Raw genomic sequence first — 16,664 nt, 5'->3', positions numbered from 1 at the left:
CGCGCCCGCGCCCCCCCTCGCGCGCGAGCGCGACAGCTCCAGACACAGCCCGCCCCCCCGGGCAGCCCATCAGGGGCGCCGCCCCACCCGCTGTCGTGCACCGCTGACGGTCACCAGGTAACGGTCACCAGGTGACGGGCAGTGCGAGCGGCCCCCGGTTGCGGAAGGACTCGCACCACGTGACGGCCGCGTCCGGGTCCGCCGTGCGCAGGGACGGGAAGCGCCGGACGAGCGCCTCGACGGCGATCCCGGCCTCCAGGCGGGCGAGCGCCGAGCCGAGGCAGTGGTGGATGCCGTGGCCGAAACCGAGGTGCCCGCCCTCGGGCCGGCCGGCGTCGTGCCGGGCGGGATCGAAACGGCCGGCGTCGTGGCGGGCCGGATCGAAACGGCCGGGGTCGAAACGGCCCGGGTCGAACCGGCCGGGGTCGAACCGGCCGGGGTCGTCGAACTGCTGCGGATCCCGGTTGGCCGAGGTGAGGGACATCCAGATCCGCTCCCCGGCGGCGATCCGGACACCGCCGATGTCGAGGTCCTCCCGGGCGAAGCGCCGGGAGGCCAGCATGGACGGGCTGTTCCACCTCATGACCTCGTCGACCACCCGGCCGACGGCGAGACCGCCCGACCGCAGGGCGGTCAGCGCCTCCTCGTGGGTCAGGAGCGCCAGGACGGCGTTGCCGACGAGGTTCGCGCTGTTGTCGTACCCGGCGAACAGGAGGAGGAAGGCGAGGGCCACGAGCTCGGGCTCGGAGAGCCGGTCGCCGTCCTCGTGGGCCGACACCATCTGCGTGAGCAGGTCGTCGCCGGGCCGCTCCCGCTTGCCGGCGATCAGGCCGACCAGGTAGCGGTGCATGTCCTTCAGGGCCCGGCGGGAGGCGAGCGCCGCGTCCGGGGCGGGCGAGCGCAGGGCGTCCGTCCACGTCCGGAAGTCCCGGCGGTCCTCCTCCGCAATGCCGAGCACGTCGCAGATCACCGTGAGCGCCAAGGGCGTCGCGAAGTCCCCCATGACGTCGGCCGAACCGCCCTGGAAGCGGTCGAGGAGCTCCGCTGTGCGGCGCTCGATCGCCGGTCGCAGCCGGGCGACGCTGCGGGCGGTGAAGGCGGGCGCGACCAGGCGGCGGACCCGGGTGTGGTCGGGCGGGTCCATGTTGAGCAGGTGCGCGTCGAGCGCCGACGGCATCGAGGCGCCGTGCGTGCCGCTGCTGGTGGACGTCGCCTTGCTCAGCGACAGCCGCGGGTCGGCGAGCCCCGCGCGCACGTCCTCGTAGCGGGTGACGAGCCACACCGGCGCACCGTCCGGCGTCGTCGTGCGGACGACCGGGCAGGCCGTGCGCAGGTGCGCGTAGCCCGCGTGCGGGTCGGTCAGCAGCGTTCCGTCGAACAGCGTCCCGTCGGAGGGCAGGCCGGCGTCCGTCATGGCGGCTTCCGTCATGAGGCGGTGACCCCGGCGTCGAACGACCCTGCGGCACCGAAGCGTTCGGTGACGGCGGCGACTATCGGAGAGGTCCGGTAGGCGACCGCGACCTTGACCAGGAAGGCGACCTCCTCGGCCGGGTCGACGGCCGCGGGCTCGTGGCGGCCGGGGGCCGGGGGCGGCACGGGAGCCCCGGCGGCGTGTGTCCGCAGGGCCACGCTCACCTGGGCGGCCTCCACGGCGGCCTCGACCTCGTCGGGTGCGAGGTCCCGCTCCCGCGCGAGGTCCCGCGCCGCGTTCGCCGCCGTGTCCGTGTAGTAGGGGCGCAGCCGGAGCTGGGCGTCGCGGATCTCCACCCGCTGGCGGGCCACGAGCAGGTCGAGGTCCTGGAGGCCGTCGGCCTGCTGGTCGTCCCCCTGCCGGCCGCCGCGGGGCGCGAGCGTCATCCGGCCCTCGCGGATCCCGATGGCCGGCCGGGCGAGCAGTGCCTTGGCGGACCACGGCTGCCGACGGTCGTTCGACGGGAGGAGGACGAGCTCCGGGAAGGCGGTCGCGAGGTCGTGCCAGAGCGGGTAGAGGCGCTTGTACGCGCGGTAGGAGACCGCGATCTCGCGCAGGCGGTCCAGTCCCTCGCCCCACGCGGGCATGGTGAAGCCGACGGAGAACAGCAGGGCCGAGACGCTGGCGGACAGCGGGGCACCGATGCTGCTGACGGTGTGCAGGGGCGAGGTGGCGACCTGGTCCCAGAGCATGTTGAGGATCTTGGGCACGCCGTAGCCGAGGCCGAAGAACGCGCCGAGGGCGACGGTGCGCAGGCCCCGGCGCAGCCACGGGCGGTCGACCGCCGCGGCGTAGCGGCGGCACAGCACGATGAGCATCACCATGCTGGTGGTGAAGAGGAGTTGGTAGCCGAGCAGGAAGACCGAGATGTAGGGCACATCGGCGAAGGTGACGTCGAAGTCCACCGGGTGTTCGACGCCGTCGACGTTGCCGAGGAAGAAGAGGACGGCCATGGCGGCGATGGTCGTCAGCGAGTAGCCCACGCCCAGCCAGTGACGGACCCTCATCCCGCTCTGGGCCGAGGACCAGGACACCAGCAGGGCGATGAACCCGGAGACGCACACCGCCACGCAGACGTAGATGATCAGGGTCGCGATGTTCGGCACGCCGAGGAGGCGGTCGATCCCCATGTAGACGTGGGGCGAGGCCAGGACGAACGGCGCGGCGAACGTGGCGATCGACAGGCACAGGATCTGGAGTTCCCTGTTGCGCCAGTCGCGCACGAGGTCGCGGACCTTGTAGAAGAAAGCGGTCCAGGTGATGACCGCGAGTACGGCGTAGACGACGGTGAGCAGCAGCACGGGGCTCGACCTTAGCGCGAATTGCGCTCCAGGGCCGCGCCGATGTGCCGGACGAGGTTGGCCATCCCGGGGCTGACGGCCTCCTGCCTGGTGCGGGAGGGCGCGCGGCCGGCCCGCAGCGGGAGGAGGGAGGCGACGTACTCGGCGGCCCGTTCCTCCTGCGAGGTGTAGACGGAGCGGGCGAGGACGGACTGCACGAAGCGCGGGTCGAGGGTGGGCATCAGGAGCCGGGCGGCCTCGTCCTGGTCGGCCTCGCTGAAGCCGTGGCCGAGCAGCATGTGGCCGAGCTCGTGCATGACGATGTGTTCCTGGTGGGCCCGGCTGGTGTCCGCGAGGTAGAGGACGTAGTCGACGTCGTCGGTGGCCACCCACAGGCCGCAGGGGCTGCCCTGGCGGACCGGCAGGGGGATCGGGACGAGCGAGATCCCGCGGCCGCGCTGGCGCTCGACGCTGTCGACGAGCGAGTTGATGCTGAAGGGGCTCGGGAGGTCGATCCGGGCCACCACGTCCGCGCAGTGTTTTCGCAGGTCCTTGTCGTTCAACTCCGGCCCCCAGAGGCGTTCGTTCTGCTTCCATCGGACAAACGGCACGCCATCCCCCGGACGCTGATCGGGCTCCCCCTGGCCGCTCGGTCGAGGACCGCGTGGAGGGGAGCCTAACGAATCGGCCCGCCCGCTCCTGCCGGGCGGGTCCCGTTCACATGCGCCGGCGCGGATCGGCCTTGCTCAGGAGGTCCAGCATGGGCGACAGGGCCTGGAAGGCGTCCTCGGGCAGCCCCGCGACCTGGCGCAGGGCGATGCCTCTGGCCCCCTGGGCCTTCAGCGCGCCCAGCAGCAGCAGGTCGTTGGGGTCCGCGGCGGGGATGCGGTGGTCGACGAAGTACCCGGCCGGGAGGCTGATCCTGGCGGCGAGTTCGTCCAGCGGCAGGCGCAGCCGCTCGTCCCACCGGCCGGCCCGCAGGCCGTCGAGGGCGTCGCGGCCGATCGGGCAGTTCCTGGCGGTCAGGACGGCGACGCGGGCGTCGTCGTCGAGGGCCGCGGCGGTGTCGGGCTGCAGCACCTTGAGGATGCCGTCGAGGCGCTGGAGCACCATGTCCGGGTCCGGTGCGGGCGTGCCGCCGGCGGCCTCCCCCTCGGAGAGGAAGTACGAGATCGGCACGCGGTAGACGTTCGCCAGCGCGGTCAGGCTGTTGATGCCCGGGTTCGCGACCCGCTCGTTGCGCAGGTTGTGCACCGTCTGACGGCTGATCGTGGGGCTGCCGGGGTACCGCTCCGCGTACTCCTGGCTGGCCTGCTCCACCGCGTGGTAGTCCCGCGGGCCGGTGCCGTCGGGGTGTCCGGTGCTCATGAGGTGCGTGAGTCGCTCCGCGATGGTCCGGCGGTGAGCCGCGGTGTCCTCGGCCATCTTCCTGTGCACTCCTTCGCGGTGTCGGGTCCAGCGTCGTCAATCATACGTGACGAGAAGTCGGCTGAACGGCGTTCTCATCAAGCATCCTTGACAGACCGGGGTCCGTGTATGCACGATCGGTCGCGACGCCGCACCGGACGGTGAGGACCTGCAAGGCGTGGACGGGCAGTACACGGGGGCCGTCCCGCCGCGACACGGGGGCAGGTCCCGGCTCCGTCCGGTCGGCGGGCGAAGGTGCCGCATGCGCGCATTGCATGCGCCGCCGGCCACCCGCAGCCACCCCACGGGCTCCGGGTGGCCGGCACCGCACCTGACCACGGTCTCCGGCGGTGGAGGGGGGACGGGGGTTCCCCTCCACCCCGGCAAAACTGCGCGCCCGGTTCAGTCCTGCTCGTCCTCGGGCAGCAGCCCCGCCGCGCGGTCGCGGGCCTCCTGGACCATGATCGGCGGGTCCGGGTCGGGGTCCGACGGGCGCGGCTGCTCCGGGCCGTCCGGGCCGAGCCGCACCACCGGTTCGACGCGCACCAGTTGGAAGCGGCGCCCGGCGGCCTCGACGGTGTTGGCCCGCAGTGCGTCCAGTCGGTCGGCCGCGGCGGCGTAGGCGGCGAGTTCGTCCTCGCCCAGACCGGGGTCGGTCATCGGCGCGAACTCGCGCAGGTAGGCGGCCAGGGTGTCGCGGGCGGCCTGCGGGGTCTCGCAGGCACCGGTCATCGGGCCCCAGCGCCCGTCACGCTGTTCGGCGACGGCGCAGTGCACGGGCAGCACGAACACGTTCGGGTGAAGCGCGGAGGCCTGCCTGGCGTCCTCGCGGACCTCCTCGGTGATCGAACGGCCGCTCGGCACCAGGGTCATCAGGTCGAGCCGGACGATGCCGTCGACCAGCGAGACGGCCGCGGCCGGGTCGATCACGTAGCCGTCGACCCGGGACGGCGCCCGGTGCCCCCGGCCGACCGGCGCCGGGTCCGGGTCCGTAGGGCGCGGCGGTTCGACGCCCTCGGGGCCCCCGCGCAGCACCTGTTCGGCGCGGAAGACCCGGTACTGCCGCCCGGCGACGGCCAGTTCGTCGAGCTTCTCCCACTCCAGCCGCTCGTACGCGGCGGTGTAGGCGGCGCGCTCGGCGTCGGTGATGTCCCAGGGGGCGGCCCACCGGCCGCCGGGTTCGCCGTGCGCCCAGCAGCGGAACACGTGCCCGAGGTCGTCGCGGGCGCCCTGCGGCGTGCCCGCGTGGAAGCAGAGGATCCGCCAGGCCCCCTCGGGGGTGCGCTCGATCGAGCCGAAGACCGGCGGCATCATGAGCAGGTCCGGATAGCGTTCGCGCGACTCCCACGCCTCCAGGCCGGCCACGGCGGAGACCGGGTCGTCGGTGTGGGTGACCCGGATGGTGAGGTGGTCGGGAATGGGCACCACGTCGTCGTCCATGCGGCCAGTGGTAGCGCAGCGGACCGCCGTTCGGGGTGTCCTTGGGTGAACTGCCGTCACGCAGTGGGTAGTTGTGGGATCCTTCGGCGCTAGTGCGCGCCCTCGCCGGCCGCGTCCCGCCGGGCCCGCTCGACGCGCCAGCGGCCGAGCATCCCGTGCAGCTCGTCGATCATGAACTCGAAGAACTCCGCGCTCTCGGCGAGCCGCCGCCCCGCCGCGGTGCCGGCGCCGACGACCGACTCGCCGTCCTTGAGCACCCGGATCCAGCGCACGATGATCTCGTCGCGCCGGGTCAGCGACTCGAACCAGACGTCGTTCAGCACCCGGTAGCGGTCGCGCCGGGATCCGGGCTCGCGCTCCTTGGAGACCAGCCCGACCTGGGTCAGGTAGCGCATCGCGCCCGACACGGCCGCCGGGCTGATCCGCAGCCGCTCGGAGAGCTCGGCGGAGGTGAGCACGCCGCTCTCCTCGGCCATCAGGCAGGAGAAGATCCGCGCGGGCATCCGGGCCATGCCCGCCACCACCAGGTCGGCCGCGAACCGCTCGACGAAGTCCGCCTTCTCCTGGTCCCGCTCCGCCACCGCACACCGTCCCGAATCCGCTGTCGATCTTCCGACGATCTTCCGAGGGAACTTTAACGCCTTCCCAATATTCACGTTTTTCTGAAACTACGGTACTTTCGACAACATGACGAAGGCAATCGCCCTCTCCGGCCTCCGCAAGGACTTCGGCCGGACCACCGCGCTGGACGGTCTCGACCTCGACGTCGAGACCGGCGAGGTGCACGGCTTCCTCGGCCCCAACGGCGCCGGGAAGTCCACCACCATCCGGGTCCTGCTCGGCCTGCTGCGCGCGGACGGCGGCACCGTCCGGCTGCTCGGCAAGGACCCCTGGCACGACGCCGTCGAACTGCACCGCCGGCTCGCCTACGTGCCGGGCGACGTCGAACTGTGGCCGGGCCTCACCGGCGGCGAGGCCATCGACCTCCTCTCCCGGCTGCGCGGCCGCCCCGACCGCCGCCGGCGCGACGAGCTCGTCGAGCGCTTCGACCTCGACCCCACCAAGAAGGGCCGCAGCTACTCCAAGGGCAACCGGCAGAAGGTCGCCATCGTCGCCGCCCTCGCCTCCGACGCCGAGCTCCTGCTCCTCGACGAACCCACCTCCGGGCTCGACCCGCTCATGGAGGTCGTCTTCCAGGACGTCGTCCGCGAGGCCAAGGACCAGGGCCGGACGGTCCTGCTCTCCAGCCACGTCCTCGACGAGGTCGAGAAGCTGGGCGACCGCGTCAGCATCATCCGGCGCGGCCGGGTGGTCCAGAGCGGCACCCTCGGCGAACTGCGCCACCTCACCCGCACCACCGTCGAGGCCGAGACCGTCCGGCCCGTCACCGGCCTCGACGCACTGCCCGGCGTGCACGGCGTGCGCACCGACGGCGCCCGGGTGCGCTTCGCCGTGGACGGCGCCGAACTCGATGCCGCCGTCCGCCGGCTGACCGAGGCCGGACTGCGCAGCCTGGTCAGCCACCCGCCCACGCTGGAGGAGCTCATGCTGCGCCACTACGGCGACGAACTCGCCGGCGAGCACCCCGGCGCGCCGGGCGCGGACGCCGGAGTCGCACGATGACCACCACCGCCGCGACCCCCGGCACCCGCCGCACCACCGCCGCCGGGCACCGCCCCGCCGCCCGCGGCCCGTTCGCCGGCACCGGCGCCCTGCTCCGCTTCGACCTGCGCCGCGACCGCGTCCGGCTGCCCGCCTGGGTGCTCGGCCTCGGCCTGCTCACCCTCGGCACCGCCAACAGCCTGCACACGGTCTACCCGACCGCCGCCGACCGCGCCTCGATCGGCCACGCCTCCGCGAACCCCGCCGTCCTCGCCATGACCGGCCCCCGGCACTACCTCGCCGACTACACGTGGGGCGCCATGCTCGGCCACCGGATGCTCGGACTCACCGTCGTCCTCGTCGCGCTCATGAGCATCCTGACCGTCACCCGGCACACCCGGGCCGAGGAGGAGACCGGCCGCGCCGAACTCGTCCGCTCCGCCGCCGTCGGCCGGCACGCCCACCTGGCCGCCGCGCTCGCCACCGCCGCCGCCGCGGACCTCGCCCTCGGCCTCCTGCTCGCCGCCGGGCTGCCCGGACTCGGCGTCCCCGGCCTCACCACCGGCGGCGCCCTGCTCTACGGCGCGGCGCTCGCCACCGCCGGGCTGCTCTTCGCCGCGGCCACCGCCGTCACCGCCCAGGCCACCGCACACACCCGGACGGCCTCCGGCCTCGCCCTCGCCGTGCTCGGCGCCGCCTACGCGGTGCGCGCGGCCGGCGACGCCGCCGACAGCGCCCTCGCCTGGGCCTCCCCCATCGGCTGGCTCCAGCACACCTACCCGTTCGTCGACGACCGCTGGTGGCCGCTGCTGCCCGCGCTCGCCCTCACCGCCGCCGTCGCCGCGGCCGGGTTCGGGCTGAGCACCCGCCGGGACGTCGGCGCGGGCCTGCGCGCCACCCGCCCCGGACCGCCCACCGGCAGCGCCGCCCTCGGCACCCCGCTCGGCCTCGCGCTGCGCCTGCACCGCGGCCTGATCGGCGGCTTCGCGACGGCCCTCCTGCTCCTCGGGGCCATGTACGGCTCGCTGCTCGGGAACGCCGACTCGATGCTCAAGGACGTCGACCGGATCCGCGAGGCCCTCGCCCGGCTCGGCGGCCACAGCCTCGCCGACTCCTTCGCCGCGCTGACGATGCTCGTGGTGGCCGTCGTCGGCGCCGTGTACGCCGTCCTCGCGATGCTGCGCCCGCGGGCCGAGGAGACGGCCGGGCGGGTCGAACCGGTGCTCGCGACCGCCGTCTCCCGGGCCGGCTGGCTGGGCGCGCACATCGCGGCGGCGCTGATCGGCTCGACGGCCGTGCTGCTCGCGGCGGGCACCGGGTTCGGGATCGCGGGGGCCGCCTCCACCGGCGACGGCGGCGAGTTCCTCCGGCTGGCCGGCGCGGCCCTGGCGTTCGCGCCCGCCCAGTGGGTGACGGTGGGCTTCGCCGCGGCCGTGTACGGGTGGCTGCCCAGGGCCACCGCGCTGGCCTGGCTGCTGCCCGGGTACGGCTTCGTGATCGGCTACCTCGGGCCGCTGCTGCGGTTCCCCGAGGGCCTCGACCGGCTCTCCCCGTTCGGCCAGGTGCCGCGGCTGCCCGCGGCGGCCATGGACTGGACGCCGCTCGCCGTGCTCACCCTCGTCGCGGCGGCACTGATCGCACTCGGGCTGGCCGGGTTCCGGCGGCGCGACCTGGACACCGGCTGACGACACCGGGCTGCACCAACGCCTGCTTCAGGCAAAGGAGTTGACGAGCGATAGCCAGCGGCGACGCCGGATGTCAAGCCTCCCAGGGAGGAGAGAACGTGCCGATTGCGTGCGATCGGGGTCGCCCGCCCCGGGCGGCGCGCGCTCGGACGTCTGGCGTAGCCGGTGGGCCGGGGCGGGACGGGCCGGACACGGGCCCCTAGGGTCGCCTACGGAGGGTGCGGAGGGCCGCGAGCGAACGGGGGCAGGCGGCGCCTCCCGGCCCGCCTTCTTCCGTGCCATGCCGACCCTTGCTGGGGGACCACCATGTCCGAGCACGAAGGAACACCCACCGCCGCCCCGCGCATCGGCCGCCGCCGCCTGCTGCGCGCGGGCCTCGGCGCCGGCGGCGCCCTGGCCACCGTCCGGCTGCTGCCCGGCCGGGCCCGGGCCGCCGCGCCCGTGCCCACCGCCGCCCCGGTGCCGACCCGTGCGGCCGCCGCGGCGCAGCCCTGGCCCGAGTGGGCGCGCCACGCCCGCCTGGCCGACGGCACGTTCAACGAGGCCGCCGACATGCAGCCGGCCGTCGACGCGCTGAAGGCCCAGAACGTCAGCGTGATCGAGCTCGACACGATCCTGTCCGACTGGCACACCGACGCCGAGTTCGCGGCGCACATGGCCGACGTGACGACCTTCACCCGCCTCGCGCACGCCGCCGGCCTGAGAGTGGTCATGTACTACCCCTCGCTGGAGGTCATCTCCCCCGGCGGCCTCAAGGGCCGGTCCTTCTACAAGAACGCCGAGGGCGGCGCGTGGGTCCAGCGCGACCTCGACGGCAAGCCGAACGTCTTCTACGGCAACGTGGTGGTGTGGGTCGACAAGGACGACGAGAGCGTCTGGCTCAGCCCCAATTCCCCTTGGCGGGACTACTACCTCAAGCGGATCAAGCTCCTCGCCGCGACCGGCGTCGACGCGATCTGGCCGGACGTGCCGATCTACTTCGACGGCGTGCTGTCCTGGTGCGACGCCTCCACGTGGGGCGCCGCGGCGTTCAAGGCCGACACCGGACTCGCCCTGCCGAGGGCCGCCGACTACGCCGACCCGGTCTTCCGCGCCTACGTCGAGTGGCGCCACGGCAACCTCGCCCGGTTCCAGCTGGACATCGCCGCCGCCGCGCGCTCCGTCAACCCCGACCTGGTCGTCTTCTCCGAGACCGTCTCGATGGACTACCGCTACGCGACCACGATCGGCCTGGACGGCGCCTACCTCCGCCAGGCCGACGCCGGCATCAGCCAGGTGTGGGAGGTGGACGTCCTCGGCAACTACGACGGCATGCGCCACGCCACCGCCACCGACTGGACCTGCCTGATCTCGATGTACAAGTACGCCCGCGCCGCCAGCGGCAACCGGCCCGCGTGGGCCTTCTCCTACGGCTGGCAGCCCGACGACGCCTCGCTCGTGCTCGCCCAGGTGATCTCCACCGGCTGCAACCCCTACGAGGTCAGGACGCCCTACAAGAACGAGGGCGTGGACGCGGCGATGCGCACCCGGGTCTACGCCTTCGTCCGGGCCAACGAGGCGCGCATCTTCGACGCCGCCTCCCTCGCCCAGGTGGGCGTCTACCACTCCAGCGCCTCGCGGGACTACGTCGGCCCCACCGCGGGCAACGGGATGTACGTCACCGTCGATCCCCCGGCCGGGGTCACCGACTGGTGGGGCGGCGGCGACCCGACGATGAGCTGCGCGACGATGCCGTGGCTGGGCGAGTTCCGCGGCACCGTCAAGGCACTGGTGTACGCGCACGTCCCGTTCGACACCGTGACGAGCCCCGGGCTGACGGCCGCCGACCTCGCCCGGTTCAAGGTCGTGCTGCTGCCCAACCTCCAGGCCGTCTCGGACCCGGAGGCGGCCGTCCTGCGGGACTACGTCCGAGCCGGCGGCACCGTCCTGATCACCGGCCCCGACCCCACCGGCCTCGACGGGCTCGGCGCCCGGCGCGCCGAGTTCGCGCTCGCCGACGTCCTCGGGCTGAGCCGGGCGGGCGAACTGCCGGACACCAACCGGAACGCGTACGGCGCCGGCACCGCGTGGTACGTCAAGGCCCTGCCGGGGCTGAGCTACCTCACGGGGAACGACCAGGCCTCGGCCGACCGGCTGCTGGCGCCGGTACGGCAGTCCGCGCCGCCGGCCGTCACCCTGGCCGGGGACCGCCGCATCTTCCTGGAGGCCCGCCGGCTCGGCGGCGACGTCGTCGTCCACCTCGTGAACTTCACCGACTTCGGCGACACCCAGGCCGACTTCCGCACCACGCCCGCCGATTGCACGCTCTCCTGCGCCCTGCCCGCGGGCGCCGCCGTCGCCTCGGTGACCGTCGCCTCCCCGGACGGCACCGACCCGGCGCCCGGGCCGGTGCCGTACACCGTCACCGGCTCGACGGTCAGCGTGCCGCTGACGGTCGTGCAGTACTCGCTGGTCACGATCTCGACGCGGTAGCACCGGCCGGGTTCACAGGCTCGGCGCCGGGATCCGCCACAGCGCCGCCGGGTTGGACTCGCCGCCCGGCGACGACTCGAAGGCGATCCACTTCCCGTCCGGGGACCAGCTCGGCGCTCCGTCGTAGGAGCCGTCGTTCCTGGTCACCCGGACGGGCGCGCCGCCGTCCGCCGCCACCACGAAGACCTGCGCGTTCGCCAAGGTGCCGGCGTTGGACGAGAAGACCAGGTGCCGGCCGTCCGGCGACCACGTCGCATCGGTGTGCTCCCCGGGCGAGTCGGTGACCCGGCGCAGCCCGGTGCCGTCCGCCCCGACCGTCCACAGGGCCCAGCTCTCGCTGCCGGCGTCGCGGCGCTGGAAGACGATCCGGTCACCCTTGGGGGACCAGTTCGGCTGCCGGTTGTCGGTCTTCGTGCCCTTGCCGTCGACGAGGCGCACGGGCGCGCCGCCGCTCCGGCGGACCTTCCAGATCGAGTCCTGCTCGGCGCCGTCGCCGTGGACTGACGCGTGCTCGGGCTCCCAGCTCTGCTGGAAGACGATCCACTCGCCGTCCGGGGAGAAGCTCGGCTCGTTGAAGCCGCTGTCGTCGTCGTGCCGGGTGACCCGCTCGGGGGTGCCGCCCGGCTTCATCGTCCAGACCTCGTCGTGGCCGCCGTCCCGGTCGGTGGCGAAGGCGAAGGCGTCGGCGGCGGCGTTCCAGCTGGTGCCGGGGAGGTTGACGGCGGCCTTGTCCGGGTCCTCCAGCACCTTGCGCAGCGTGCGGTCGCCCTCCACGGGGAGCACGCCGAGGGCGGCTGCGCCCTTGTTGTAGCCCTCGGCGAACTCGGTGACCAGCACGGAGGCGCCGTCCGGGGCGAACGCGGGGTTCTGCGCGCTCTTCGTCCCGCCCGCCCGGTAGAGCAGTTCGGCGCCGTCGGCCCGGCGCTCGCCCGGCCCTCCGGCGGGTGGCCCTCCGGTGGGCGGCGCGGCGGGGGCGGGGGGGCGGGCGGGGGGGGGGGGGGGGGGGGGGCGCGCGCGCCCCCCGGGGTACCCGTTTCCCCCCCCCACCGGCCGCCGCTGCATCCGGCGACCAGCACCACGGCGGTCGCCGAGGCGGCGATCAGCACACGAATCCTCATGCGCGACACGGTAGTTGACGGATCCTCAGGCGCGTGTACGCGAGATGAAGAGACGGTGCCCCGGCCTCCGCGGGGCCTCAGGAGTCGCCGTCCAGCAGGTGCTGGTGCACCTCCTGGAACGTCCACGGGCCGCCGGCCGTCCGGGAGAACACCCACACGAGGTCGAAGCGGTCCGGCCAGACCGCCGGCGCGCCGCTGCCCGTCGCGCCGAGGGCCTCCACGATCCGCGGGATGCGCCCGTGCTCCCAGCTGATGAGCACCGGCTGGGCGCCCGTCAGCACCGCTCCGGCGAGCTCGGTCTCCTGCGACTCGGCGTAGGTGATGTCGACCTTCAGGCCGAGCGCGGCGCCCAGCGGGGTGACGGTCTGCCGCATCCGGTGCGCGCCGGCGAGCGGGCCCTGGTCGGAGGCGGCGTAGATCCGGGCGGGCTTGCGGAGCCCGGTGGCCGGCGGGTCGAACAGCTTGGGCAGCGCCTTCGCCCGGGACCAGCCGCGCTCGGTCAGCGACTTGCTGTCGTGCTTGCCGTTCTCGTCCAGGCCCGGCGTGCTGCCGTCCGGCTTCTCGCCGTGCCGGATGATCATCACGAAGGCGTCGCCGCCGGGATCGCTCGCGCGGGCGGCGGTCGCGTTCGCGGCCTTGGCCGCCTTCTTGGAGTCGGACTTGGAGTTCGACGAGCAGCCGGTGAGCAGCACGGGCACGACCGCGGTCAGGCCGGCGAGCAGGGTGCGGCGGGAGAGCGGAGAGGTCACGCGGCACCCCGCTCCAGGCGGACCAGCAGGTCGACGGCGGTGCCGCCGCCGTTCTGGCCGTCGTCCTGACCCTTGTGCCCGGGATCGCCGCCGACCGGACGCAGGACGCTCTCCGCCCGGACGACGGTCAGGCCGTGGTCGGCGACGTCCGCGAGGACGTCCTCCGGGCCGTACAGGACGCGCGGGTCCTGCGGGCCGCCGACGCCCTCGGCCAGGTTGCGCAGGTCGTGCCCGATCACCAGCAGGGTGCCGCCGGGGGCGAGCGCGCCGGCCGCGCGGCGCAGGGCGGCACGCCGGTCGCGGGCGGGCACCTGGAGGTAGGCGACCAGGACGAGGTCGTAGCCGGCGGCCGACGGGTCGAAGGTGCGGGCGTCGTCGTGGCGCCAGGTGAGCCGGTCGGCGACCTCGTCGGGCAGTTCGGCGGTGAGCCGTTCGGCGCGCTCGATGGCGACGGCGGAGAAGTCCAGGCCGGTGACGTCCCAGCCCTGGCCGGCCAGCCAGATCGCGTTGCGGCCCTCGCCGGCGGCGACGTCCAGGGCGTGGCCGGGCGCGCGGCCGGTCAGTTCGCGGACGACCCACAGGTTGGGATCGGCGCCCCACACCAGCTCCTCCGCGGCGTAGCGGTCGTCCCAGTCCTGGCTGTCCATGGCGAGTCCTCCGTTCGGCGGGCCTGCGAGGTACCGGTCAACTTACCGGTCCGCGCAAGCCTCACCCGGGAAGGGTCCGGCCGCTGGACACGACGGATCGGGCTCCGGCCGGGACCGGCGAGGGCGCGGCCGGGACCGGCGAACCCTTGACGCGGATTATTGGTCCAGTCCAATCTGTGGTACCGAGTTCACGCGCCACCCGCCCGCGCGCCCCCACAGCGCCCGGCACGGCTCCCCACGGCCCACCCGGGCCACCGCACCGCCGGAACCCCCACACATCCGGAGGACACACCGCATGCACGACCGCGTCATGCCCGCGCGCGCCGACGCGCACCGGGCCGCACCGCGCAGACGGGCCACCGCCCTGGCCCTCGCGGCCACCCTCACCACCGGCACGGCCGCCCTCGCGCTCACCCTCGGCCCCGCGTCCGCCGCGACCGTCGACCTGCTGACCAACGGCGACTTCGAGACCGGCACCCTGGCCGGCTGGACCTGCTCGAACGGCTCGGTCGTCACCACCCCGGCGCACGGCGGGACCCACGCGCTCAGCGGGGCGGCGTCGGCCTCGGACACCGCGCAGTGCCGGCAGACCGTCGCCGTCCAGCCGAACACCGCCTACACGCTGTCCGGCTGGGTGCAGGGCAGCTACGTCTACCTCGGCGCCACCGGAGACGGCGTCAACTCCTCGACCTGGACGCCCGGGGCGACCGGGTGGAGCCGGCTGAGCACGAGCTTCACCACCGGGGCGACGACCAGCTCGGTGACCGTGTTCACCCACGGCTGGTACGGCACCGGCACCTACTACGCCGACGACCTCACGCTGACCGGCCCGTCCGGGCCGACCTCGTCGACGAGCCCCACGGCGACCGGCAGCCCCACCGCCTCGACCAGCCCGACCGCGTCCACGAGCCCGACGGCGTCCACGAGCCCCACGGCGTCCACGAGCCCCACCGGCTCGACCAGCCCGACCGCGACCGGCAGCCCGACTGCCACCGCCACCGCCACCGCCACCGCCACCGGCAGCCCCACCCCGACCGCCACCGCGACGGCGAGCGGCCCCGCCGGGGACGGCAAGGTCACGACCCCCACCGGCGTCTCCGTCACCAAGGTCACCGCCAGCGCCGTCGTGCTGACCTGGCAGCCCTCCACGCTGCCCTCCGGCGACGGCCCGGTCGCCTACAAGGTGTGGTCCAACGGACAACTGGTCGCCACCTCGATGGGCACCTCGGTCGCGGTCAGCTCGCTGCTCCCCCGCAGCGGCTACACCTTCAGCGTGCAGGCGTACTCCGGCGGCCACGCCTCCGCCCAGTCCGCGCCGGTGTCCACCACGACCGCCGCCGCGCCCGCCCAACAGCCCGTCCGCTCGGCCTACTTCGACCAGTGGGGCATCTACGAGAACGCGTACTACCCGAAGAACGTCGACACCAGCGGCGCAGCCGGCAAGCTCGACGTCGTCCACTACGCGTTCGCCAACATCGACCCGACGAAGTTCACCTGCTTCCAGGCGGTGAAGGCCTCCGACTCCGCCAACGAGAGCAACCCGAACGCCGGTGACGGCGCCGGCGACGCCTACGCCGACTACCAGGACGGCTACACCGCCGCGAACAGCGTCGACGGCACCGACGACGGCTGGGACCAGCCCCTCAAGGGCAACTTCAACCAGCTGCGCCAGCTCAAGGCCAAGTATCCGAACCTGCGCTTCACCATCTCCATCGGCGGCTGGACGTACTCCAAGTACTTCTCCGACGCCGCCGCGACCGACGCCTCCCGCAAGGCGTTCGTCTCCTCGTGCGTCGACATGTTCCTCAAGGGCGACCTGCCGACCGGCGTCGCCGGCGACGCCTCCGGCGGCCCCGCCTCGGCGGCCGGCATCTTCGACGGCGTCGACCTCGACTGGGAGTACCCGGCCTCGGCCGGCGGCCACACCGGCAACCACTACTCCCCCGCCGACAAGCAGGACTTCACCCTGCTGCTCAAGGAGTTCCGCACCCAGCTGGACGCCCTCGGCGCCGCCCAGGGCAAGCGCTTCCTGCTGACCGCCGCCCTGCCCAGCGGCCAGGACAAGATCGCCCAGCTGGAGACCGACAAGATCGGCGCCTACCTGGACTACGCCGACGTCATGTCCTACGACATGCACGGCGCCTGGGACGCCAAGGGCCCGACCAACCACCAGGACCCGCTGCACGACAGCCCGGCCGACCCGACCACGCCGATCACCCCCGGCACCCGCAAGTACAACGTGGACACCATGCTCGCCGCGTACACCACGGGTCTCCCCGAGTACGGCATCCCCGGCGGCTTCCCGGCGAACAAGCTCGTCCTCGGCATCCCGTTCTACTGGCGCGGCTGGACGGGCGTCCCAGCCGGCTCGAACTACGGCCTGTACCAGAGCGCGACCGGCCCGACCGCGGCCAAGCCGCTCAGCCAGGAGGCCGGCCTGGCCGCCTGGAAGGAGCTCGACCCGACCGCCGCGAACACCCACTGGGACCCGGTCACCGAGAGCAGCTGGGTCTACGACGGCACCAACTTCTGGACCGGCGACACCCCGCAAGCCATCCAGGCCCGCGGCGCCTACGCCAAGGGCAAGGGGCTGGGCGGCATGTTCGCCTTCTCCTTGGAGAACGACGACGCCTCCGGCACGCTGCTGAACACCATGGACAGCAGCCTTCATTGACGGATCGTCAGAAATGAGACAGGGCCGTGGGGTTCGGCCGTGGATGAGCACGGGCCCGGGCCCGTCGGGTCTTTTTCCCCCCCCCCCCGGTAATGGGGGGGAATAGATTGGTGTCATCG

The 16,664-nt window shown here is 73.8% G+C and carries 13 protein-coding genes; 4 read left to right on the top strand and 9 right to left on the bottom strand.

The window, feature by feature from the left end:
• Window positions 1-124 precede the first annotated feature (124 nt).
• The 6 genes from ACFV4F_RS32935 to ACFV4F_RS32910 all read right to left on the bottom strand — a co-directional run bounded on the left by ACFV4F_RS32935 (window position 125) and on the right by ACFV4F_RS32910 (window position 6,179).
• Complete coding sequence (locus ACFV4F_RS32935) at window positions 125-1,414, bottom strand: cytochrome P450 (protein WP_380508080.1); 1,290 nt, start codon at window positions 1,412-1,414, stop codon at window positions 125-127.
• A gap of 11 nt (window positions 1,415-1,425) precedes the next feature.
• Complete coding sequence (locus ACFV4F_RS32930) at window positions 1,426-2,772, bottom strand: MAB_1171c family putative transporter (RefSeq protein WP_380508077.1); 1,347 nt, start codon at window positions 2,770-2,772, stop codon at window positions 1,426-1,428.
• An 11-nt stretch (window positions 2,773-2,783) separates the two neighbouring features.
• Entirely contained in the window at window positions 2,784-3,362 is a 579-nt protein-coding gene (locus ACFV4F_RS32925; RefSeq protein WP_359958570.1) for a hypothetical protein, read from the bottom strand.
• A gap of 106 nt (window positions 3,363-3,468) precedes the next feature.
• Window positions 3,469-4,176, bottom strand: coding sequence for a hypothetical protein (locus tag ACFV4F_RS32920; RefSeq protein WP_380440265.1), 708 nt, complete (start codon window positions 4,174-4,176; stop codon window positions 3,469-3,471).
• Window positions 4,177-4,560: 384 nt separating this feature from the next.
• Window positions 4,561-5,598 carry a DUF5954 family protein gene (locus ACFV4F_RS32915; protein ID WP_380508074.1) on the bottom strand — a complete coding sequence of 346 codons (1,038 nt, stop codon included), beginning with the start codon at window positions 5,596-5,598 and terminating at the stop codon, window positions 4,561-4,563.
• An 89-nt stretch (window positions 5,599-5,687) separates the two neighbouring features.
• Complete coding sequence (locus ACFV4F_RS32910; RefSeq protein ID WP_380508072.1) at window positions 5,688-6,179, bottom strand: GbsR/MarR family transcriptional regulator; 492 nt, start codon at window positions 6,177-6,179, stop codon at window positions 5,688-5,690.
• A gap of 106 nt (window positions 6,180-6,285) precedes the next feature.
• Between ACFV4F_RS32910 and ACFV4F_RS32905 the strand changes: the two genes are divergently transcribed.
• From ACFV4F_RS32905 to ACFV4F_RS32895, 3 genes are all read left to right on the top strand, one after another.
• Window positions 6,286-7,221: an ABC transporter ATP-binding protein gene (locus ACFV4F_RS32905; RefSeq protein ID WP_380508070.1), complete on the top strand. Its 936-nt coding sequence runs from the start codon at window positions 6,286-6,288 to the stop codon at window positions 7,219-7,221.
• The gene (locus ACFV4F_RS32900) at window positions 7,218-8,885 is read left to right on the top strand and encodes an ABC transporter permease (protein ID WP_380508067.1); all 1,668 of its coding nucleotides are present in this window, start codon (window positions 7,218-7,220) and stop codon (window positions 8,883-8,885) included. Before ACFV4F_RS32905 ends, ACFV4F_RS32900 begins: the two co-directional genes overlap by 4 nt.
• A 306-nt stretch (window positions 8,886-9,191) precedes the next feature.
• On the top strand, window positions 9,192-11,357 hold the full coding sequence (locus tag ACFV4F_RS32895) for a hypothetical protein (protein ID WP_380508065.1): 2,166 nt from the start codon (window positions 9,192-9,194) through the stop codon (window positions 11,355-11,357).
• A gap of 12 nt (window positions 11,358-11,369) precedes the next feature.
• On the opposite strand, the gene ACFV4F_RS32890 is transcribed toward ACFV4F_RS32895, so the two are convergent.
• The 3 genes from ACFV4F_RS32890 to ACFV4F_RS32880 form a co-directional block, all read right to left on the bottom strand.
• Complete coding sequence (locus ACFV4F_RS32890) at window positions 11,370-12,194, bottom strand: TolB family protein (RefSeq protein ID WP_380508062.1); 825 nt, start codon at window positions 12,192-12,194, stop codon at window positions 11,370-11,372.
• Window positions 12,195-12,552: 358 nt separating this feature from the next.
• A complete protein-coding gene (locus ACFV4F_RS32885; RefSeq protein WP_380508060.1) occupies window positions 12,553-13,224 on the bottom strand; it encodes a histidine phosphatase family protein in 672 nt (223 codons plus the stop codon).
• Window positions 13,221-13,871 (bottom strand): class I SAM-dependent methyltransferase, encoded by a 651-nt coding sequence (locus tag ACFV4F_RS32880; protein ID WP_380497935.1) that lies wholly within the window; start codon window positions 13,869-13,871, stop codon window positions 13,221-13,223. Before ACFV4F_RS32880 ends, ACFV4F_RS32885 begins: the two co-directional genes overlap by 4 nt.
• 295 nt (window positions 13,872-14,166) lie before the next feature.
• Between ACFV4F_RS32880 and ACFV4F_RS32875 the strand changes: the two genes are divergently transcribed.
• Window positions 14,167-16,545, top strand: a complete 2,379-nt coding sequence (locus ACFV4F_RS32875; protein WP_380508056.1) for a glycosyl hydrolase family 18 protein — start codon at window positions 14,167-14,169, stop codon at window positions 16,543-16,545.
• Window positions 16,546-16,664 lie beyond the last annotated feature (119 nt).

This window comes from Kitasatospora sp. NPDC059722 (assembly GCF_042733235.1).
In the GTDB taxonomy this organism is placed as follows: domain Bacteria; phylum Actinomycetota; class Actinomycetes; order Streptomycetales; family Streptomycetaceae; genus Kitasatospora.
The sequence above is the reverse complement of the archived record's forward strand: the minus strand, read 5'-3'. Positions and strand labels throughout refer to the sequence as shown.

Excerpts from the sequence above, each read along its gene's own strand:
- ACFV4F_RS32935 (WP_380508080.1), bottom strand. The coding sequence starts at position 1,414 with ATGACGGACGCCGGCCTGCCCTCCGACGGGACGCTGTTCGACGGAACG.
- ACFV4F_RS32920 (WP_380440265.1), bottom strand. The coding sequence starts at position 4,176 with ATGGCCGAGGACACCGCGGCTCACCGCCGGACCATCGCGGAGCGACTC.
- ACFV4F_RS32915 (WP_380508074.1), bottom strand. The coding sequence starts at position 5,598 with ATGGACGACGACGTGGTGCCCATTCCCGACCACCTCACCATCCGGGTC.
- ACFV4F_RS32905 (WP_380508070.1), top strand. The coding sequence starts at position 6,286 with ATGACGAAGGCAATCGCCCTCTCCGGCCTCCGCAAGGACTTCGGCCGG.
- ACFV4F_RS32900 (WP_380508067.1), top strand. The coding sequence starts at position 7,218 with ATGACCACCACCGCCGCGACCCCCGGCACCCGCCGCACCACCGCCGCC.
- ACFV4F_RS32895 (WP_380508065.1), top strand. The coding sequence starts at position 9,192 with ATGTCCGAGCACGAAGGAACACCCACCGCCGCCCCGCGCATCGGCCGC.
- ACFV4F_RS32880 (WP_380497935.1), bottom strand. The coding sequence starts at position 13,871 with ATGGACAGCCAGGACTGGGACGACCGCTACGCCGCGGAGGAGCTGGTG.
- ACFV4F_RS32875 (WP_380508056.1), top strand. The coding sequence starts at position 14,167 with ATGCACGACCGCGTCATGCCCGCGCGCGCCGACGCGCACCGGGCCGCA.